Origin of the sequence: Streptococcus parapneumoniae, from assembly GCF_037076355.1 — a bacterium.
In the GTDB taxonomy this organism is placed as follows: Bacteria; Bacillota; Bacilli; order Lactobacillales; family Streptococcaceae; genus Streptococcus; species Streptococcus parapneumoniae.
Genome location: NZ_AP026968.1, coordinates 804,182 through 822,731 on the forward strand (window position 1 = coordinate 804,182; position 18,550 = coordinate 822,731).

Consider the following 18,550-nt stretch of genomic DNA (forward strand, 5'->3'; position numbering starts at 1 on the left):
ATTTTTGATAAAAAATGCTGAAATAATAGGAAACTACTTGTAAACGCTAACAGTAAATGGTATACTAGTAGAGTAAATTTAAAATTGAAGGCAGGAAATTTTTTATGAGTAAAATCGTTGTAGTTGGTGCTAACCACGCTGGTACAGCATGTATCAATACCATGTTGGATAATTTTGGAAATGAGAACGAAATCGTTGTATTTGACCAAAACTCTAACATCTCTTTCCTAGGATGTGGAATGGCCCTTTGGATTGGGGAACAAATTGACGGTGCTGAAGGCTTGTTCTATTCTGATAAAGAAAAATTGGAAGCAAAAGGTGCTAAAGTTTACATGAACTCACCTGTTCTTTCAATTGACTACGACAATAAAGTTGTGACTGCAGAAGTTGAAGGAAAAGAGCACAAAGAATCATACGAGAAATTGATTTTCGCTACAGGTTCTACACCAATCTTGCCACCAATCGAAGGGGCTGAAATTGTTAAGGGAAACCGTGAATTTAAAGCGACTCTTGAAAATGTTCAATTTGTTAAGTTGTACCAAAACGCAGAAGAAGTCATCGAAAAACTTGCTGACAAGAGCAAACACCTAGATCGCATCGCTGTTGTTGGTGGTGGTTATATCGGTGTTGAACTTGCTGAAGCCTTCGAGCGTCTAGGAAAAGAAGTTGTCCTTGTTGATATTGTAGACACTGTTTTGAACGGTTACTATGACAAAGACTTCACTCAAATGATGGCGAAGAACTTGGAAGACCACAACATCCGCTTGGCGCTTGGTCAAACAGTAAAAGCTATCCAAGGTGATGGAAAAGTAGAGCGCTTAGTAACAGACAAAGAAACATTTGATGTGGATATGGTTGTTCTTGCAGTTGGTTTCCGTCCAAACACAGCACTTGCTGATGGTAAGATTGAACTCTTCCGCAACGGTGCCTTCCTTGTAGACAAGAAACAAGAAACATCTATCCCAGGCGTTTACGCTGTTGGTGATTGTGCGACTGTCTATGACAACGCTCGTAAAGACACTAGCTACATTGCCCTTGCTTCAAATGCTGTTCGTACTGGTATCGTTGGTGCCTACAACGCTTGTGGACATGAATTGGAAGGAATCGGTGTTCAAGGATCAAACGGTATCTCAATCTATGGTCTTCACATGGTTTCAACTGGTTTGACTCTTGAAAAAGCGAAAGCTGCAGGTTACAATGCGACTGAAACAGGCTTTAACGATCTACAAAAACCAGAATTCATGAAACATGACAACCATGAAGTAGCAATTAAGATTGTCTTTGACAAAGATAGCCGTGAAATTCTTGGTGCCCAAATGGTCTCACACGATTCTGCAATCAGCATGGGAATCCACATGTTCTCACTTGCTATCCAAGAGCATGTGACAATTGATAAATTGGCATTGACAGATCTATTCTTCTTGCCACACTTCAACAAACCATACAACTACATCACAATGGCTGCCCTTACAGCTGAAAAATAATATTTGATGAACTATCTGGCCTTAAGCTAAGGTCAGATAGTTTTTTAGCTAGTCTGTACCCATACAATTATGATTTTTTTATCTTGTGATTCATTCTGTTCTGACTTAAAATGAAAAGGTAGCTACCAATACAAATGATGAGGATAAAACAAATGACTGAAAATAGATATGAATTAAATAAAAACTTGGCACAGATGCTCAAGGGCGGTGTTATCATGGATGTGCAAAATCCTGAACAGGCCCGTATTGCAGAGGCCGCTGGTGCGGCTGCTGTTATGGCCTTGGAGCGGATTCCAGCTGATATTCGTGCAGCTGGTGGTGTTTCTCGTATGAGTGATCCAAAGATGATTAAGGAAATCCAAGAAGCAGTTAGTATTCCAGTGATGGCCAAGGTCAGAATCGGGCATTTTGTTGAAGCTCAGATTTTAGAGGCTATTGAAATTGACTATATCGATGAGAGTGAAGTTTTATCTCCAGCTGACGACCGTTTCCATGTGGATAAGAAAGAATTCCAAGTTCCTTTTGTCTGTGGTGCTAAGGATTTGGGCGAAGCCTTGCGTCGTATTGCTGAAGGAGCTTCTATGATTCGTACCAAAGGAGAACCGGGTACAGGGGATATCGTCCAAGCTGTTCGTCATATGCGTATGATGAATCAGGAAATTCGCCGCATTCAAAACCTACGTGAGGACGAACTTTATGTTGCTGCTAAGGACTTGCAAGTCCCTGTAGAATTGGTTTTATATGTCCATGAACATGGAAAATTGCCAGTTGTAAACTTCGCAGCTGGAGGCGTTGCAACGCCAGCAGATGCCGCGCTGATGATGCAATTAGGGGCAGAGGGTGTCTTTGTCGGTTCAGGTATTTTTAAGTCAGGAGATCCTGTTAAACGAGCGAGTGCTATTGTCAAAGCGGTGACTAACTTCCGTAATCCTCAAATTTTAGCTCAAATCTCTGAAGATTTAGGAGAAGCCATGGTTGGTATCAATGAAAATGAGATCCAAATCCTCATGGCTGAGCGAGGAAAATAGATGAAAATCGGAATATTGGCCTTGCAAGGGGCCTTTGCAGAACATGCAAAAGTGCTAGATCAATTAGGTGTCGAGAGTGTTGAAATCAGAAATCTAGATGATTTTCAGAAACATCAGAGTGATTTGTCGGGTTTGATTTTGCCTGGAGGAGAATCTACAACCATGGGCAAGCTCTTACGTGAGCAGGACATGCTGATTCCCATTCGAGAAGCCATTCTATCTGGTTTACCAGCCTTTGGGACCTGTGCGGGTTTAATTTTGCTGGCTAAGGAAATTACTTCTCAGGAAGAGAGTCATCTAGGAACTATGGATATGGTGGTCGAGCGAAATGCCTATGGGCGCCAATTAGGAAGTTTCTATACGGAAGCAGAATGTAAGGGAGTCGGTCAGATTCCAATGACCTTTATCCGTGGTCCAATTATCAGCAGTGTTGGAGAGGGTGTAGAAATTCTAGCAACAGTTGACAATCAAATCGTTGCTGCTCAAGAAAAAAATATGTTAGTGACCTCTTTTCATCCAGAATTGACTGATGATGTGCGCTTGCACAAGTACTTTATAAATATGTGTAAAGAAAAAAGTTGAGACTGAGTTTCTCAACTTTTTTACATGTAATAAACAATGGCGATGTATTGGAGGGCAGATGCAGCTAGGATAAAGAGATGCCAAATCATGTGGAAATAAGGTTTTTTCTTGGCGTAAAATCCAGCCCCAACTGTATAACAGAGTCCGCCAGTTACCATGAGACTCCAGAAAATTGGCGTTGTTTGACTGATAATGGCAGGAATGATAGCCAGAACCAACCAGCCCATAATCAAGTAAAGAGCAAGGCTAAATTTCTCATTGACTTTTTTAGCAAAGATTTTATAGAGAATACCAAAGATGGTCGTTCCCCACTGGATGGCAATAATTAGATAGCCAAACCAGTTATTCATTAAGGTCAAGACGACGGGCGTGTATGAGCCAGCAATGGCAACGTAAATCATAGAATGGTCAATGATTCTCAAGACATATTTGTGGGTTGAACCATAGGCCATAGAGTGATAAATGGTGGATGATAGAAACATGAGAAAGAGACTAATAACGAAAATGGAAACGCCGATAGAGGATAAAAATCCGTGTGCCTCATAACTATAGGTGGATGAAATAGGGAGTAAGATGAGCATGATGACTGCACCCACAGCATGGGTCACGCTATTAGCAATCTCCTCTCCAAAACTGAGTTGTTTGCTGAGTTTAAGACTAGTGTTCATTGGATTACCTCCTCTTGAGTATGATGGATTAAGGCTAGAGTTTGATGATAGAGTTTAACAGTTTGGCAGCTGGTTTGGATGATAGGGTTAGCTGGGTCAACTCCTTGGTTCATGTAGTCCACAAAAGCATCGTAGAGTTGCTCTGAACTTGCTTGACTTTGTAGAGTATTAAGTGTCTGGGCTATTTCTTGAATAGAAAATACAGACTTGAGGGTTGTGATAGCAATCAGACGGGCAATCTGTTGGCGTTGGTATTTTTTCTTGTCAGGCTTTGTCAGGTAACCATGTTTCACATAATTGTTGACCATAGATGCTGTTAGGCCCTTGTCTTTATCAGGAGAGATAGGGGCGCAGACCTGATTGACATAGAGTAAAACCTGGTCCAGATAGAGGTCAATATTTGGGATTTCTGCCCATTTGGGGTAGGAAAAGGTAGTTTTCATTTTCAACTCCTTTTTATCTAGTTTTAATAACTAGATTATAAAATAACAAAAACAAAAAGTCAAGTTTTAACTGCTTGTAGAAAGACCTAAATTATGCTATGATGGGAGAAACTAGTCAGAAATGAGGAGAAAAGATGGAGATTCGTTTAGCTTTTCCAAATGAAGTAGATGCCATCATGCAAGTGATGGAGGATGCTAAAAAATGTTTAGCGGATGCTGGTAGTGACCAGTGGCAAAATGGTTATCCAAATGCTGATATTATTATTGAGGATATTATCTCAGGTCAAGCCTATGTAGCCTTGGAAGAGGGAGAACTACTAGCCTATGCTGCTGTGACCAAGAGTCCAGAGGAAGCCTATGAAGCCATTTATGAAGGAAACTGGCAAGCTGAGGAGCCAGAGTACCTAGTCTTTCATCGTATTGCTGTGGCTGCAGCTATGCAGGGACAAGGAGTTGCTCAAACCTTTTTAGAGGGCTTGATCGAAGGTTTTGACTATCTTGATTTTCGTTCAGATACGCATGCTGAAAACAAGGTTATGCAACATATTTTTGAAAAGCTTGGATTTAAACAGGTTGGTAAGGTTCCAGTTGATGGCGAACGCTTGGCCTATCAAAAATTGAAGAAATAATGCAAAAGAAGTACGTAAAAATGCGCTACTTTTCGCCAATAGGAACCTTGTCTTTGGTTGCCGACGAGCAATATCTGTATGGCATTTGGGTGCAGGAGCAGAAGCATTTTGAGAGGGGACTAGGAGATGAGACGATAGAAGCAGTTGTTAGTCATCCCATTTTAGACCCAGTTATTGCTGGCTTAGATGTTTACTTTAAAGGCAAGTCTCATGATTTATCCAACTTGCCCTTGGCTCCAATCGGAACGGATTTTGAAAAGCGAGTTTGGTCCTATTTACAGGAAATTCCTTATGGTCAGACAGTGACCTATGGACAAATAGCCCAAGAGCTACAAGTGGCTTCTGCTCAAGCAATTGGTGGAGCAGTGGGGCGCAATCCTTGGTCTATCCTAGTACCTTGTCATCGTGTGCTGGGAGCAGGCAAGCGTCTGACAGGTTATGCTGCAGGAGTGGAAAAGAAAGCTTGGCTCTTGGAGCATGAAGGCGCAGATTTTAAAGATATAAAATAGAAAGTAAAACACATGTTAGAATTTATCGAATACCCAAAATGTTCAACTTGTAAAAAAGCAAAACAAGAATTAAACCAACTCGGTGTGGATTATAAAGCCGTTCATATCGTCGAAGAAACACCCAGCCAAGAAGTCATTTTAAACTGGCTAGAAACCTCAGGGTTCGAGCTAAAGCAATTTTTCAACACCAGTGGGATCAAATACCGTGAATTGGGGTTGAAAGATAAGGTGGGAAGTCTGTCAAATCAAGAAGCGGCTGAGTTACTAGCAAGTGACGGTATGTTGTTAAAACGGCCTATTTTAGTAGAAAATGGAACTGTTAAGCAAATTGGTTATCGAAAACCTTATGAAGAATTGGGATTGAAATAGTTTTTATCTATCTCTTTGATAGATAAAATATATAGCCTCCCTGTTTCAAAGTATGATAAACTAGTAGGTAGACAAAGTCTGTATCTGACCGTAGCAAATAATTTCATTGACGGCAGAAGTATGGTAGAATGAATCATTATCAGGAGAGGATGTTTTTATGAATGTTACAACGATTTTAGCATCAGATTGGTATCAAAACTTGATGCAATTGATTCCGGATGGCAAGCTTTTTAGTCTGCGTTCGGTCTTTGATGGAATCCCGAGAATTGTCCAACAACTTCCAACAACGATTATGTTGACAATTGGTGGTGCCTTTTTTGGCTTGGTTTTGGCGCTTCTTTTTGCCATTGTGAAGATCAATCGTGTTAAGATTTTATATCCCTTGCAGGCCTTCTTTGTTAGTTTCTTAAAAGGGACACCGATTTTAGTGCAGCTCATGTTGACCTACTACGGAATTCCTTTGGCTTTGAAAGCTCTCAATCAGCAATGGGGAACTGGTCTCAATATCAATGCGATTCCAGCCGCTGCTTTTGCGATTGTCGCCTTTGCCTTTAATGAGGCAGCTTATGCTAGTGAAACCATTCGTGCAGCCATTCTCTCAGTTAATCCTGGTGAAATTGAGGCGGCACGCAGTCTGGGGATGACCCGAGCACAAGTTTATCGTCGCGTGATTATTCCAAATGCAGCCGTTGTGGCGACTCCAACTTTAATCAATTCCCTAATCGGCTTGACCAAGGGAACTTCTCTAGCCTTTAGTGCGGGTGTTGTGGAAGTCTTTGCCCAAGCTCAGATTTTGGGTGGTGCCGATTATCGTTACTTTGAACGCTTTATCTCCGTTGCCCTTGTTTATTGGGTAGTCAATATCGGAATTGAAAGTCTCGGTCGTTTCATCGAGAGAAAAATGGCTATTTCTGCACCTGATACAGTGCAGACAGATGTGAAAGGGGACCTTCGTTAATGATTAAGATTTCGAATTTAAGCAAATCCTTTTCAGGACAGACTGTCTTGGATCATCTGGACTTGGATATCCAAAAAGGGGAAGTTGTAGCCTTGATTGGTTCTTCAGGAGCTGGAAAATCAACCTTTCTTCGCAGTCTCAATTATCTTGAAACACCTGACAGTGGCTCTATTCAGATTGATGATTTTTCAGTTGATTTTTCTAAAATCACTCAAGAAGAAATCCTTGCCCTACGCCGTAAGCTGTCTATGGTTTTCCAACAGTTTAATTTGTTTGAACGCCGCACAGCACTTGATAATGTGAAAGAAGGCTTGGTTGTTGTCAAGAAATTATCTGACCAAGAAGCAACCAAGATTGCCAAGGAAGAGTTGGCTAAGGTTGGACTTTCTGACCGTGAAAACCATTATCCTCGTCATTTATCAGGTGGACAGAAGCAACGGGTTGCCTTGGCGCGTGCTCTCGCTATGAAACCAGATGTCTTGCTCTTAGACGAACCAACTTCAGCCCTTGACCCAGAATTGGTCGGCGAAGTAGAAAAGTCTATTGCAGATGCTGCTAAGTCAGGTCAGACCATGATTTTGGTCAGTCATGACATGTCCTTTGTAGCCCAAGTGGCTGATAAGATTCTCTTCTTAGATAAGGGGAAAATTATCGAGTCTGGAACACCGGATGAGATTATCCACCATCCTAAAGAAGAGCGGACAAAAGAATTCTTCGCTAGTTACAAACGGACTTATATTTGATATAATAGATAAAGAAAAACTCAGTTAGCTGGACTAGCTGAGTTTGCTCTTTAAAAAAGATAGAAATGAGAGAAATCATGCTACTGCAACTATTTTCTTTATATTTCGAGAGTTTGATCTTGACCACCATCCTCGTCCTGATTTTTTTAGGGATTTGGATTGGACTGAGAGCCATGTCGGGAATTGATAAGACAGCCAAGGCTCGCCAAGCTCATCTCTATGATATGATTATGATTGGGGTCTTGGTTGTTCCAGTATTATCCTTTGCGGTTATGAGTTTAATTCTTGTTTTCAAAGCATAATCCTTGCTTGATTGACAAGAAAGAGTTAGAATAAAGATAGTTACAACAAGAAAGAAGGAATCTATATGTACGATACTATTATTATCGGTGCTGGACCTGCAGGTATGACTGCAGCCTTGTATGCTGCTCGAAGCAATTTGAAAGTAGCCTTGATTGAAGGTGGTCTGCCAGGTGGTCAGATGAATAATACCTCTGATATCGAAAATTACCCAGGATACGCTAATATTAGTGGGCCAGAATTGGCAGAAAAGATGTTTGAACCGCTTGAAAATCTTGGTGTTGAGCACATTTATGGCTATGTTAAAAATGTAGAAGACCATGGTGATTTTAAGAAAGTGATGACTGATGACCAAACATATGAAACACGTACAGTTATCGTAGCAACTGGTTCTAAACACCGTCCTTTGGGAGTACCTGGAGAAGAAGAACTGAACAGTCGTGGTGTTTCTTACTGTGCTGTTTGTGATGGTGCCTTCTTCCGTAACCAAGATTTGTTGGTAGTTGGTGGTGGGGATTCAGCTGTTGAAGAAGCTATCTTCTTGACTCGTTTTGCTAAGACTGTTACCATTGTTCACCGTCGTGACCAACTTCGTGCCCAAAAGGTTTTACAAGACCGCGCCTTTGCGAATGAGAAAATCAGCTTTATATGGGATTCTGTAGTCAAGGAAATCAAGGGTGAAAACCGAGTAGAATCTGTCGTATTTGAAAATGTGAAAACAGGTCAAGTGACAGAGCAAGCCTTCGGTGGTGTCTTTATCTATGTTGGATTGGACCCTGTTAGCGATTTTGTTAAAGAATTGAATATCCAAGATCAGGCAGGTTGGATTGTGACAGATAACCACATGAAAACTGCAGTTGACGGTATCTTTGCGGTTGGAGATGTTCGCTTGAAAGACCTTCGCCAAGTAACAACAGCAGTTGGAGATGGAGCTATCGCTGGTCAAGAAGCCTATAAATTTATCACAGAACATAGTTAATCATAAAAAAGTTTCCAATCAGATGACTGGAAACTTTTTTATAGTCTATTTCGAAAAACTTCGTACATAAGAATGGCTGCAGCAACACTGGCATTGAGACTTTGAACATGTCCATTCATAGGAATGGTAATCATTTCATCGACCTGTTTTTTGATGTTGCTAGAAATGCCTTTTCCTTCATTTCCAATGATGAGGGCGATTTTTCCTTTTGTATTCCACTTGTGGCAAGGAGTACCGTTCATATCCGTTCCAAAGGTCCAGAAGCCTTCATCCTTGAGTTTGTCTAAGGTTTGACTGAGGTTGGTTACTCGGGCAATCGGAACGTGTTCAATAGCACCTGTGGCTGTTTTAGCAACGACAGGAGTAACACCGACAGCACGGTGTTTGGGAATGATGACACCTGAAACGTTGGTCGCATCAGCGGTTCTTAAGATGGAGCCTAAGTTGTGAGGGTCAGTTAGGCCATCCAGAATCAATAGAAGTGGATTTTCTTCTTGGCGTGTTTTTGTAAGGATGTTATCCAGCTCGCTATAGGCAAATTCAGACACTCGTAGAACAAAACCTTGGTGAACAGCACCTTCTGTCATATCAGAGAGGGATTTTTTTGAAGTCCAAGAAATGGACACCTTCTTTTCTGTAGCCAGTTCTTTGACTTTCTCAACATTCTTACCTCGGAGATCTTCTTGGAGGTAAAGTTTGTTTCCTGTGTTTGCAAGGAGGGCTTCGGTAACGGCGTGGACGCCATAGACAATATCATTTGTTTTCATGCCTCTATTATAACACAAAACCCCGTCTTGCAACGGGATTTTCTTTATTCTAGAATTAGTAAACCATCTTTAACTGCAAATGGGTCTTTTTCATTGATACGATCGTAAAACATGATTCCGTTAATGTGGTCAATTTCATGCTGAACAACAATGGAGTTGTAGCCTTTGAGCTTGATGCGGTGTTTTTCTCCATCTTTGTCAAAGTAATCAACAGTAACGCGGGCATGGCGAACAACATAGCCAGGCACGTTGCGGTCAACAGACAGGCAACCTTCTCCTTCTCCAAGAGCAGCGTCTTGAACAGAGTGAGAGACGATTTTTGGATTGTACATAATGGCTTGCAAATCGTAGGCTTCCTCTGGAGTTTCTCCTTCTTCAACAATATTTGGCACCAAAACAGCGATAATGCGTTTTGAGATATCCAATTGAGGAGCAGCAAGTCCAACCCCACCGCGTAACCCCATTTTTTCAGCCATGACGGGATCTTGGGAATGTTTAAGGAATTGCATCATCTTTTCGCCTAAGATGATTTCCTGGTCAGACAAGGGAAAAGTGACTTCCTCAGCAACCGCGCGTAGAGTAGGATTCCCCTCGCGGATAATATCGTTCATATCAATTAAGTGAGCAGCTTTTGTAATACGTTCTATAGCAGACATTTTCTCTCCTTTCATTACCTCTACATGATAACACAAAATGACAAGGATTGAAAGTATTACAGCCTTTAGGATTTATAGAAAATAGATAGGATGTTCAATTCATACTCAATGAAAATCAAAGAGCAAACTAGGAAGCTAGCCGCAGGTTGCTCAAAAAACTGTTTTGAGGTTGCAGATAGAACTGACGAAGTCAGCTCAAAACACCGTTTTGAGGTTGTGGATAGAACTGACGAAGTCAGTTACATATATACGGTAAGGCGACGCTGACGTGGTTTGAAGAGATTTTCGAAGAGTATCAATTGTGAAAGAATTACTTATCTATGATATAATAAAAAGAAAAGGCTTGCATAAGAAAGTAGGGAGAATGAAGATGCAAAGAAGACAAGATAGAAATCAGGGTGGTTTAGCTTTTCGTTTTATGAAGGGCTTGGTAAACTTTTTTAGGAGTTATCGCAAGTGGAGCAATAAAGGATTTGTGGCGGTACTCTTGCTAGCAGTTGCTTTATCAATGGGCTTGGTCTTGTTGTTTGAAAGTTTCCAAGGCATGCCTCTGACCAGTCAAAAACGAGATACTATTTCTCAAGAGGGGACTAAACAAAAGTCTCAGGAGCAGGAAGAGGAAAAATCTGCCAGAATTATGGCCAACGGAGATTTGCTCTACCACGATGGACTTTTCTTTTCAGCTAAAAAAGAAGACGGTACCTATGACTTTCATGAAAATTTTGAGTATGTGACTCCTTGGCTCAAGCAAGCAGATTTAGCTATTGGTGATTTTGAAGGAACCATCAATAAGGATCATTATTTAGCGGGTTATCCTCTCTTTAATGCTCCTGCTGAAGTTATGGATGCCATTAAGGATGCGGGTTATCATGTGCTGGATTTAGCTCATAATCATATTTTGGATTCGCAAATTGAGGGAGTTATTTCAACGGCCGATATTATTGAGAAAGCTGGAATCACTCCAATCGGAGTTTATACGCATGAACCACGTGATCAGGCTCCGCTGGTCATTAAGGAAGTGAATGGTATCAAGGTTGCACTGTTAGCCTATTCCTATGGTTTCAATGGAATTGAGCAGTATATTTCTCAGGAAGACTATAATCGTTATCTTTCAGATTTAAACGAAGATAAGATGAAGGCTGAAATTGAACGGGCTGAGAAGGAAGCGGATATTACCATTATCATGCCTCAAATGGGTGTGGAGTATCGCTTGGAACCAACTGAAGAACAAAAGGCTCTTTATCACAAGATGATTGATTGGGGAGCTGATATTATCTTTGGAGGGCATCCTCACGTTGTTGAACCATCTGAAACGGTTGAAAAAGATGGAGAAAAGAAACTCATTATCTATTCAATGGGGAACTTCATTTCCAATCAACGGATTGAATCTATGGGAGATGAAGAAAATGCTAAGTGGACTGAACGTGGCGTTCTCATGGATGTGACCATTAAGAAGAAGGATGGAAAAACAACTATCGGAACAGCTAAAGCTCATCCTACTTGGGTCAATCGAACACCAAAGGGAACTTTTTCACCAGAAGGATATCCCCTATATCATTATCAAACCTATATCTTAGAAGATTTTATCGAGGGTGGTAGTCATCGTGACCAGTTAGACGAAGCGACTAAGGAACGAATTGATACAGCCTACAAAGAAATGAACGAACATGTGGGATTGAAGTGGGATTAGCTTGAATCCAGAGGAAAGTAAATGATGATTAAAGTAATTGCGACAGATATGGATGGGACCTTGCTGGATGCTAGAGGCCAGCTGGATCTCCCACGATTGGAAAAGATTTTAGATCAGTTGGATCAAAAGGGTATTCGTTTTGTCATCGCGACGGGCAATGAAATTCACCGCATGAGGCAACTACTGGAGCACTTGGTGGATCGAGTGGTTCTGGTTGTTGCCAACGGTGCTCGTATTTTTGAAAACAATGAACTGATTCAGGCTCAGACTTGGGATGATGCCATTGTTGATAAGGCTTTGGCTCATTTCAAGGGTCGAGAGTGTCAGAACCAGTTTGTTGTAACGGGGATGAAGGGTGGTTTCGTCAAGGAAGGTACCATTTTTACAGACCTTGAAAGTTTTATGACTCCAGAAATGATTGAAAAATTCTATCAACGGATGCAGTTTGTGGACGAATTAACCTCTGACCTCTTTGGTGGTGTGCTCAAGATGAGTATGGTTGTTGGTGAGGAACGTTTGAGTTCGGTCTTGGAAGAAATCAATGACCTCTTTGATGGCCGTGTTCGGGCTGTATCGAGTGGCTATGGTTGCATTGATATCCTCCAAGCTGGAATTCATAAAGCATGGGGCTTGGAAGAATTACTCAAGCGTTGGGACTTGAAAGCCCAACAAATCATGGCTTTTGGTGATAGTGAAAATGATGTTGAAATGCTTGAAATGGCTGGAATTGCCTATGCGATGGAAAATGCTGATGACAAAGCCAAAGCTGTGGCGACTGCTCTAGCGCCAGCCAACAGCCAAGGAGGAGTTTATCAAGTCTTGGAAAACTGGTTAGAAAAAGGAGAATGAAGTGGCAGTACAGTTATTAGAAAATTGGTTACTAAAGGAACAAGAAAAAATCCAAACCAAGTATCGTCACCTAAATCAGGTTTCTGTTGTAGAGCCAGACATTCTTTTTATTGGGGATTCCATTGTCGAGTATTATCCTCTGCAGGAACTATTTGGGACTGCAAAGACGATTGTCAATCGAGGTATTCGAGGTTATCAGACAGAGCTGTTACTTGAGAACCTCGATGCGCATCTGTACGGTGGAGCAGTAGATAAAATTGTCCTTCTGATTGGGACGAACGATATTGGAAAAGATATGCCTTTGAATGAGGCTCTCAATAATCTCGAAGTGTTCATTCAATCCATTGCTCGCGATTATCCACTGGCAGAGATAAAATTGCTTTCCATTTTGCCAGTCAATGAGGGAGAGGAGTACAAGCAGACAGTCTATATCCGCACGAATGAAAAAATTCAGAAATGGAATCAAGCCTATCAAGAGCTTGCTTCTACCTATATGCAGGTAGAATTTGTGCCAGTTTTTGATAGTTTGACAGATCAGGTAGGCCAACTCAAAAAAGACTATACTACTGATGGGCTGCACCTCAGTGTTGCCGGTTATCAGGTTTTGACCAAAGCCTTGAAAGACTATCTTTACTAAATAGCTAAATAATGTTAAATTTGAGCATAATATCTTGTAAAAAATTCTAAAATCCTTTAAAATAAAAAGTGACGGAGGAATTTATGAATGTAAATCAGATTGTACGGATTATTCCTACTTTAAAAGTTAATAATAGAAAATTAAATGAAACATTTTATATTGAAACCCTTGGTATGAAGGTCTTGTTAGAGGAGTCAGCCTTTCTGTCACTAGGTGATCAAACAGGTCTTGAGAAGCTGGTTTTGGAAGAAGCTCCCAGTATGCGTACTCGTAAGGTAGAGGGAAGAAAAAAACTGGCCAGATTGATTATCAAGGTGGAAAATCCCTTGGAAATTGAAGGACTCTTATCTAAAACGAATTCGATTCATCGATTATATAAAGGTCAACATGGCTACGCTTTTGAAATTTACTCGCCAGAAGATGATTTGATTTTGATTCATGCGGAAGATGATAGAGCAAGTCTAGTAGAAGTAGGAGAAAAGCCAGAATTTCAAACAGATCTGGAGTCAATTTCTTTAAGTAAATTTGAAATTTCTATGGAATTACACCTCCCAACGGATGTAGATAGTTTCTTGGAACTATCTGAAATTGGGACATCCCTTGATTTTATCCCAGCACAGGGGCAGGATTTGACTGTGGACAGTACGGTTACCTGGGACTTGTCTATGCTCAAGTTCTTGGTAAATGAATTAGATTTAGCCAGTCTGTGCCAGAGGTTTGAGTCTACAGAATATTTTATTCCTAAGTCTGAAAAATTCTTCCTTGGTAAAGATAGAAATAATGTTGAATTGTGGTTTGAAGAAGTATGAAGTGGACCAAGATTATTAAAAAAATAGAAGAACAAATCGAGGCAGGGATTTATCCCGGAGCCTCTTTTGCGTATTTTAAGGACAATCAATGGACTGAGTTCTATTTAGGCCAGAGTGACCCAGAGCATGGCTTGCAGACAGAGGCAGGACTGGTTTATGACCTAGCCAGTGTTAGCAAGGTTGTTGGCGTTGGCACCGTTTTTACCTTCTTGTGGGAAATAGGTCAATTAGATATTGATAGACTGGTAATAGATTTTTTACCTGAGAGTGATTATCCAGACATCACTATTCGCCAGCTCTTGACTCACGCAACAGATCTTGATCCGTTTATTCCCAATCGAGACCTTTTAACAGCTTCTGAATTAAAGGAAGCGATGTTTCATCTCAATAGACGAAGTCAGCCAGCCTTTCTTTATTCGGATGTCCATTTTTTGCTGTTAGGTTTTATCTTGGAAAAAATCTTTAATCAAAACTTGGATGTGATTTTACAAGAACAAGTTTTGAAACCTTGGGGAATGAAGGAAACCCAGTTTGGGCCGGTTGAGCTCGCTGTTCCAACAGTTAGAGGTGTAGAGGCAGGAATGGTACATGATCCAAAAGCTTGTCTCCTGGGCAGACATGCTGGTAGTGCTGGTTTATTTTCGACTGTAAAGGATTTACAAATCTTTTTAGAACACTATTTAGGAGATGATTTTGCAAGAGACTTGAGTCAAAATTTTTCACCTTTGGATGACAAGGAACGTTCTTTAGCATGGAATTTGGAAGGAGATTGGCTAGACCATACGGGCTATACAGGTACCTTTATCATGTGGAATCGTCAGAAGCGAGAAGCGGCCATTTTCCTATCGAATCGTACCTATGAAAAGGATGAGAGGGCTCAGTGGATTTTAGACCGTAATCAAGTGATGGACTTGATTCGCAAAGAAGAGTAAGGAGAGACATGTCAAACAGTTTAAAAGGGACTTTATTAACAGTTGTGGCTGGGATTGCTTGGGGCTTGTCAGGAACGAGTGGCCAATACCTGATGGCACACGGAATTTCGGCTCTGGTTTTGACCAACTTGCGTCTTTTAATCGCTGGTGGAATTCTCATGCTCTTGGCTTATGCCACTGCAAAAGATAAAATGCTGGCCTTTTTAACGGATAGAAAGAGTTTGCTGTCTCTTCTTATTTTTGCTCTAATTGGTCTCTTCCTCAATCAATTTGCCTATCTAACTGCTATTCAGGAAACCAATGCAGGTACTGCAACAGTGCTTCAGTATGTTTGTCCTGTCGGAATTTTGATTTATAGCTGTATCAAGGATAAGGTGGCTCCGACGCTAGGAGAAATTATTTCCATCATATTAGCCATTGGAGGGACCTTCCTGATCGCCACTCATGGGCAGTTGGAGCAGTTATCTATTACACCTTCTGGCTTATTCTGGGGGCTCTTTTCTGCTCTGACTTACGCTCTTTATATCATTTTGCCCATAGCCTTGATTAAGAAGTGGGGGAGTAGTTTGGTCATTGGTGTGGGAATGGTCATAGCAGGTTTGGTCGCCCTTCCTTTTACAGGGATTCTACAGGCAACTATCCCAACAAGTCTTGATTTTCTCCTTGCTTTTGCGGGCATTATCCTTATTGGAACTGTCTTTACCTATACAGCCTTTCTAAAAGGAGCCAGTCTGATAGGACCGGTTAAGTCAAGCTTGTTGGCTTCGATTGAGCCAATATCGGCGGTTTTCTTTGCCTTTCTAATTATGAATGAACAATTTTATCCTATTGATTTTCTTGGTATGGCAATGATATTGTTTGCTGTAACTCTGATTTCTTTGAAAGATTTACTCTTAGAAAAATAAAAAGACTCTTTGTCCGTGACAGAGAGTTTTTGCGTAGTATTTTATACTCAATGAAAATCAAAGAGCAAACTAGGAAACTAGCCGCAGGCTGTACTTGAGTACGGCAAGGCGACGTTGACGCGGTTTGAATTTGATTTTCGAAGAGTATTAATTATTTTCAAGATAAAATTCAAAACGTTCGCCTACATACTGACTTTTTACGTATTCAAAAGCAGTTCCATCTTCTAGGTAGGAAACCTGAGTCAGACCAAGAATAGCATGTCCTTTTTCAACTTCTAAATAGTGGGCGATTTTTTCCTTAGCAAGGCGAGCATAAATGGTCTGTTGAGATTTGCCAATACGGTAGCCATGTTTTTGCAAGGTTTGGAAGAAATGACTGGTGATTTCTTCTTTTTTAAAGTCCTTAATGAATTTTTCAGGAATAGAAGCCACTTCATAAACCAGAGGAACTTGGTCGGCATAGCGGACCCGCTCCATTCGGATAATATTTTCCGTTGGAGAAATGCCTAACTTAGCAACTTCTTGCTCATTGGGGATGGTTTTTCTGTAAGAAATGAGCTGGCTAGAGGGAACTTTACCTTGGGACTTAACAATTTCAGTAAAACTGGTTGTCCCTCGCATCTTTTCTTGTACACGTGTACTGGATACAAAGGTGCCACTTCCAACTCTGCGCTCCAGAACACCTTCTTCAACTAATAGAGATACGGCTTGGCGGAGGGTCATACGACTGACCTCAAACTGCTCTGCTAAATCTCTTTCACTAGGAAGCCTCTCCCCAATAGCCCAACGATGTTCGTCAATATCCTTTTTAATCTGATCGTGGATTTTCATATAAGCGGGTAGCATATTTTTCACTTCATTTCTATCTTTTCTCTATTGTACCCTAATAAACTAGAAAAAGTCAATCTTCGCCTTGTTTAGTTGGTAATTTGCCCTTATTTGTGATAGAATATTGAAAAAAGATATTTCTTTTGAGAAAGGAAAAAGATGAGCAACATTTCAACTGATTTGCAAGATGTCGAAAAAATCATCGTATTGGACTATGGTAGCCAATACAACCAGCTGATTTCACGCCGTATCCGTGAGATTGGCGTTTTTTCAGAACTAAAGAGCCATAAAATTTCAGCTACCGAAGTTCGTGAAATCAATCCTGTAGGAATTATTCTATCAGGTGGTCCAAACTCTGTATATGAAGATGGTTCATTCGATATTGACCCAGAAATCTTCGAACTTGGAATTCCAATTTTGGGAATCTGTTACGGTATGCAGTTATTGACCCATAAACTTGGAGGAAAAGTTGTTCCTGCAGGTGATGCTGGAAATCGTGAATACGGTCAATCAACCCTAACACATACACCATCAGCGCTTTTTGAATCAACACCTGATGAACAGACTGTTTTGATGAGCCATGGTGATGCGGTTACTGAAATTCCTGCTGACTTTGTTCGTACAGGTACATCAGCTGACTGCCCATACGCAGCCATCGAAAACCCAGATAAACACATTTACGGTATCCAATTCCACCCAGAAGTTCGTCATTCTGTATACGGAAATGATATTCTTCGTAACTTTGCCCTTAATATTTGTAAGGCTAAAGGTGACTGGTCAATGGATAACTTCATCGATATGCAGATCCAAAAAATTCGTGAAACCGTCGGTGATAAACGTGTCCTTCTTGGTCTATCAGGTGGGGTTGACTCATCTGTCGTTGGGGTTCTTCTCCAAAAAGCGATTGGCGATCAATTGATTTGTATCTTCGTGGATCATGGTCTTCTTCGTAAAGGAGAAGCGGACCAAGTTATGGACATGCTTGGTGGTAAGTTTGGTTTGAATATCGTCAAAGCAGACGCTGCTAAACGTTTCCTTGACAAACTTGCTGGCGTTTCTGACCCTGAACAAAAACGTAAAATCATCGGTAACGAGTTTGTCTATGTATTCGATGACGAAGCAAGCAAGCTCAAAGATGTGAAATTCCTTGCTCAAGGAACTCTTTATACAGACGTGATTGAGTCTGGTACGGATACAGCTCAGACGATCAAGTCACACCACAACGTGGGTGGTCTTCCAGAAGACATGCAGTTTGAATTGATTGAACCACTCAATACTCTTTATAAAGATGAGGTTCGTGCTCTTGGTACAGAACTTGGCATGCCAGACCATATCGTATGGCGCCAACCATTCCCAGGACCAGGTCTTGCGATCCGTGTCATGGGTGAAATTACTGAAGAGAAACTAGAAACTGTTCGTGAGTCAGACGCTATCCTGCGTGAGGAAATTGCTAAAGCTGGTCTTGACCGCGATATTTGGCAATATTTCACTGTCAACACAGGCGTTCGTTCAGTTGGTGTTATGGGTGACGGTCGTACGTATGACTACACAATTGCAATCCGTGCTATCACTTCTATCGATGGTATGACTGCTGACTTTGCCAAAATTCCTTGGGATGTCCTTCAAAAAATCTCTGTTCGTATCGTAAATGAAGTAGATCACGTTAACCGTATCGTCTACGATATTACAAGTAAACCACCTGCAACAGTAGAGTGGGAGTAGTCATCTAAGGACTAATTTATATATTTTTACGAGCCAGTATCTTTGGGTACTGGTTTTTACTTT

General features: G+C 41.0%; 22 protein-coding genes. 17 read left to right on the forward strand and 5 right to left on the reverse strand.

Translation table 11 applies throughout. The features are described 5' to 3' along the window. Positions 1-104: 104 nt before the first annotated feature. The 3 genes from nox to pdxT all read left to right on the forward strand — a co-directional run bounded on the left by nox (position 105) and on the right by pdxT (position 3,094). Entirely contained in the window at positions 105-1,484 is a 1,380-nt protein-coding gene (gene nox, locus SP4011_RS04170; protein WP_173253490.1) for a H2O-forming NADH oxidase, read from the forward strand. A 152-nt stretch (positions 1,485-1,636) separates the two neighbouring features. After that, on the forward strand, positions 1,637-2,512 hold the full coding sequence (gene pdxS, locus SP4011_RS04175; RefSeq protein WP_173253489.1) for a pyridoxal 5'-phosphate synthase lyase subunit PdxS: 876 nt from the start codon (positions 1,637-1,639) through the stop codon (positions 2,510-2,512). Beyond that, positions 2,513-3,094 carry a pyridoxal 5'-phosphate synthase glutaminase subunit PdxT gene (pdxT, locus tag SP4011_RS04180; RefSeq protein WP_173253488.1) on the forward strand — a complete coding sequence of 194 codons (582 nt, stop codon included), beginning with the start codon at positions 2,513-2,515 and terminating at the stop codon, positions 3,092-3,094. A gap of 20 nt (positions 3,095-3,114) precedes the next feature. Here pdxT and trhA read toward each other — a convergent pair whose 3' ends face one another. Both trhA and SP4011_RS04190 read right to left on the reverse strand, forming a co-directional pair. Continuing rightward, the gene (trhA, locus tag SP4011_RS04185; protein WP_001097996.1) at positions 3,115-3,762 is read right to left on the reverse strand and encodes a PAQR family membrane homeostasis protein TrhA; all 648 of its coding nucleotides are present in this window, start codon (positions 3,760-3,762) and stop codon (positions 3,115-3,117) included. Then, a complete protein-coding gene (locus tag SP4011_RS04190; RefSeq protein WP_138707495.1) occupies positions 3,759-4,205 on the reverse strand; it encodes a DUF1836 domain-containing protein in 447 nt (148 codons plus the stop codon). The genes trhA and SP4011_RS04190 overlap by 4 nt, the downstream gene beginning before the upstream one ends. A 134-nt stretch (positions 4,206-4,339) precedes the next feature. Here SP4011_RS04190 and SP4011_RS04195 point away from each other — a divergent pair, with 134 nt between their 5' ends. The 7 genes from SP4011_RS04195 to trxB all read left to right on the forward strand — a co-directional run bounded on the left by SP4011_RS04195 (position 4,340) and on the right by trxB (position 8,692). After that, the gene (locus SP4011_RS04195) at positions 4,340-4,834 is read left to right on the forward strand and encodes a GNAT family N-acetyltransferase (protein ID WP_173253487.1); all 495 of its coding nucleotides are present in this window, start codon (positions 4,340-4,342) and stop codon (positions 4,832-4,834) included. Then, positions 4,834-5,343 carry a methylated-DNA--[protein]-cysteine S-methyltransferase gene (locus SP4011_RS04200; RefSeq protein WP_173253486.1) on the forward strand — a complete coding sequence of 170 codons (510 nt, stop codon included), beginning with the start codon at positions 4,834-4,836 and terminating at the stop codon, positions 5,341-5,343. The genes SP4011_RS04195 and SP4011_RS04200 overlap by 1 nt, the downstream gene beginning before the upstream one ends. Positions 5,344-5,355: 12 nt before the next feature. After that, entirely contained in the window at positions 5,356-5,712 is a 357-nt protein-coding gene (locus tag SP4011_RS04205) for an arsenate reductase family protein (RefSeq protein ID WP_000889092.1), read from the forward strand. A gap of 157 nt (positions 5,713-5,869) precedes the next feature. After that, positions 5,870-6,670 carry an amino acid ABC transporter permease gene (locus SP4011_RS04210; RefSeq protein ID WP_001103446.1) on the forward strand — a complete coding sequence of 267 codons (801 nt, stop codon included), beginning with the start codon at positions 5,870-5,872 and terminating at the stop codon, positions 6,668-6,670. After that, positions 6,670-7,413 carry an amino acid ABC transporter ATP-binding protein gene (locus SP4011_RS04215; protein WP_000590965.1) on the forward strand — a complete coding sequence of 248 codons (744 nt, stop codon included), beginning with the start codon at positions 6,670-6,672 and terminating at the stop codon, positions 7,411-7,413. The genes SP4011_RS04210 and SP4011_RS04215 overlap by 1 nt, the downstream gene beginning before the upstream one ends. Before the next feature lie 77 nt (positions 7,414-7,490). Next, complete coding sequence (locus tag SP4011_RS04220) at positions 7,491-7,715, forward strand: DUF4059 family protein (protein ID WP_218773778.1); 225 nt, start codon at positions 7,491-7,493, stop codon at positions 7,713-7,715. A gap of 65 nt (positions 7,716-7,780) precedes the next feature. Then, positions 7,781-8,692, forward strand: a complete 912-nt coding sequence (trxB, locus tag SP4011_RS04225) for a thioredoxin-disulfide reductase (protein ID WP_338620033.1) — start codon at positions 7,781-7,783, stop codon at positions 8,690-8,692. A gap of 38 nt (positions 8,693-8,730) precedes the next feature. Here trxB and rlmB read toward each other — a convergent pair whose 3' ends face one another. Next, entirely contained in the window at positions 8,731-9,459 is a 729-nt protein-coding gene (gene rlmB / locus SP4011_RS04230; RefSeq protein ID WP_338620034.1) for a 23S rRNA (guanosine(2251)-2'-O)-methyltransferase RlmB, read from the reverse strand. Between the two features lie 44 nt (positions 9,460-9,503). Beyond that, positions 9,504-10,115: a peptide deformylase gene (gene def, locus SP4011_RS04235; protein ID WP_004260025.1), complete on the reverse strand. Its 612-nt coding sequence runs from the start codon at positions 10,113-10,115 to the stop codon at positions 9,504-9,506. Between the two features lie 370 nt (positions 10,116-10,485). On the opposite strand from def, the gene SP4011_RS04240 reads away from it, so the two are divergent. The 6 genes from SP4011_RS04240 (at position 10,486) to SP4011_RS04265 (ending at position 15,937) form a co-directional block, all read left to right on the forward strand. After that, positions 10,486-11,805 carry a CapA family protein gene (locus SP4011_RS04240; protein WP_173270633.1) on the forward strand — a complete coding sequence of 440 codons (1,320 nt, stop codon included), beginning with the start codon at positions 10,486-10,488 and terminating at the stop codon, positions 11,803-11,805. A 21-nt stretch (positions 11,806-11,826) separates the two neighbouring features. After that, a complete protein-coding gene (locus SP4011_RS04245; protein WP_338620036.1) occupies positions 11,827-12,654 on the forward strand; it encodes an HAD family hydrolase in 828 nt (275 codons plus the stop codon). Position 12,655: 1 nt separating this feature from the next. Next, entirely contained in the window at positions 12,656-13,291 is a 636-nt protein-coding gene (locus tag SP4011_RS04250; RefSeq protein ID WP_054362574.1) for an SGNH/GDSL hydrolase family protein, read from the forward strand. Between the two features lie 83 nt (positions 13,292-13,374). Beyond that, positions 13,375-14,100, forward strand: coding sequence for a CppA N-terminal domain-containing protein (locus SP4011_RS04255; RefSeq protein WP_054362573.1), 726 nt, complete (start codon positions 13,375-13,377; stop codon positions 14,098-14,100). Further along, on the forward strand, positions 14,097-15,032 hold the full coding sequence (locus SP4011_RS04260; RefSeq protein ID WP_338620039.1) for a serine hydrolase domain-containing protein: 936 nt from the start codon (positions 14,097-14,099) through the stop codon (positions 15,030-15,032). The genes SP4011_RS04255 and SP4011_RS04260 overlap by 4 nt, the downstream gene beginning before the upstream one ends. Before the next feature lie 8 nt (positions 15,033-15,040). Beyond that, the gene (locus SP4011_RS04265; protein ID WP_338620041.1) at positions 15,041-15,937 is read left to right on the forward strand and encodes a DMT family transporter; all 897 of its coding nucleotides are present in this window, start codon (positions 15,041-15,043) and stop codon (positions 15,935-15,937) included. Positions 15,938-16,084: 147 nt separating this feature from the next. Here the strand turns inward: SP4011_RS04265 and SP4011_RS04270 are convergent, their stop codons facing one another. Beyond that, the gene (locus SP4011_RS04270) at positions 16,085-16,783 is read right to left on the reverse strand and encodes a GntR family transcriptional regulator (protein ID WP_000936193.1); all 699 of its coding nucleotides are present in this window, start codon (positions 16,781-16,783) and stop codon (positions 16,085-16,087) included. Between the two features lie 141 nt (positions 16,784-16,924). On the opposite strand from SP4011_RS04270, the gene guaA reads away from it, so the two are divergent. Then, positions 16,925-18,487 carry a glutamine-hydrolyzing GMP synthase gene (guaA, locus tag SP4011_RS04275; RefSeq protein WP_176139535.1) on the forward strand — a complete coding sequence of 521 codons (1,563 nt, stop codon included), beginning with the start codon at positions 16,925-16,927 and terminating at the stop codon, positions 18,485-18,487. The last annotated feature ends 63 nt before the right edge of the window (positions 18,488-18,550 follow it).

What these genes read in the sequence shown, in the direction of transcription:
- nox (WP_173253490.1), top strand. Translation starts at nt 105, where the DNA reads ATGAGTAAAATCGTTGTAGTTGGTGCTAACCACGCTGGTACAGCATGT.
- pdxS (WP_173253489.1), top strand. Translation starts at nt 1,637, where the DNA reads ATGACTGAAAATAGATATGAATTAAATAAAAACTTGGCACAGATGCTC.
- pdxT (WP_173253488.1), top strand. Translation starts at nt 2,513, where the DNA reads ATGAAAATCGGAATATTGGCCTTGCAAGGGGCCTTTGCAGAACATGCA.
- trhA (WP_001097996.1), bottom strand. Translation starts at nt 3,762, where the DNA reads ATGAACACTAGTCTTAAACTCAGCAAACAACTCAGTTTTGGAGAGGAG.
- SP4011_RS04190 (WP_138707495.1), bottom strand. Translation starts at nt 4,205, where the DNA reads ATGAAAACTACCTTTTCCTACCCCAAATGGGCAGAAATCCCAAATATT.
- SP4011_RS04195 (WP_173253487.1), top strand. Translation starts at nt 4,340, where the DNA reads ATGGAGATTCGTTTAGCTTTTCCAAATGAAGTAGATGCCATCATGCAA.
- SP4011_RS04200 (WP_173253486.1), top strand. Translation starts at nt 4,834, where the DNA reads ATGCAAAAGAAGTACGTAAAAATGCGCTACTTTTCGCCAATAGGAACC.
- SP4011_RS04205 (WP_000889092.1), top strand. Translation starts at nt 5,356, where the DNA reads ATGTTAGAATTTATCGAATACCCAAAATGTTCAACTTGTAAAAAAGCA.
- SP4011_RS04210 (WP_001103446.1), top strand. Translation starts at nt 5,870, where the DNA reads ATGAATGTTACAACGATTTTAGCATCAGATTGGTATCAAAACTTGATG.
- SP4011_RS04215 (WP_000590965.1), top strand. Translation starts at nt 6,670, where the DNA reads ATGATTAAGATTTCGAATTTAAGCAAATCCTTTTCAGGACAGACTGTC.
- SP4011_RS04220 (WP_218773778.1), top strand. Translation starts at nt 7,491, where the DNA reads ATGCTACTGCAACTATTTTCTTTATATTTCGAGAGTTTGATCTTGACC.
- trxB (WP_338620033.1), top strand. Translation starts at nt 7,781, where the DNA reads ATGTACGATACTATTATTATCGGTGCTGGACCTGCAGGTATGACTGCA.
- rlmB (WP_338620034.1), bottom strand. Translation starts at nt 9,459, where the DNA reads ATGAAAACAAATGATATTGTCTATGGCGTCCACGCCGTTACCGAAGCC.
- def (WP_004260025.1), bottom strand. Translation starts at nt 10,115, where the DNA reads ATGTCTGCTATAGAACGTATTACAAAAGCTGCTCACTTAATTGATATG.
- SP4011_RS04240 (WP_173270633.1), top strand. Translation starts at nt 10,486, where the DNA reads ATGCAAAGAAGACAAGATAGAAATCAGGGTGGTTTAGCTTTTCGTTTT.
- SP4011_RS04245 (WP_338620036.1), top strand. Translation starts at nt 11,827, where the DNA reads ATGATGATTAAAGTAATTGCGACAGATATGGATGGGACCTTGCTGGAT.
- SP4011_RS04255 (WP_054362573.1), top strand. Translation starts at nt 13,375, where the DNA reads ATGAATGTAAATCAGATTGTACGGATTATTCCTACTTTAAAAGTTAAT.
- SP4011_RS04260 (WP_338620039.1), top strand. Translation starts at nt 14,097, where the DNA reads ATGAAGTGGACCAAGATTATTAAAAAAATAGAAGAACAAATCGAGGCA.
- SP4011_RS04265 (WP_338620041.1), top strand. Translation starts at nt 15,041, where the DNA reads ATGTCAAACAGTTTAAAAGGGACTTTATTAACAGTTGTGGCTGGGATT.
- SP4011_RS04270 (WP_000936193.1), bottom strand. Translation starts at nt 16,783, where the DNA reads ATGCTACCCGCTTATATGAAAATCCACGATCAGATTAAAAAGGATATT.
- guaA (WP_176139535.1), top strand. Translation starts at nt 16,925, where the DNA reads ATGAGCAACATTTCAACTGATTTGCAAGATGTCGAAAAAATCATCGTA.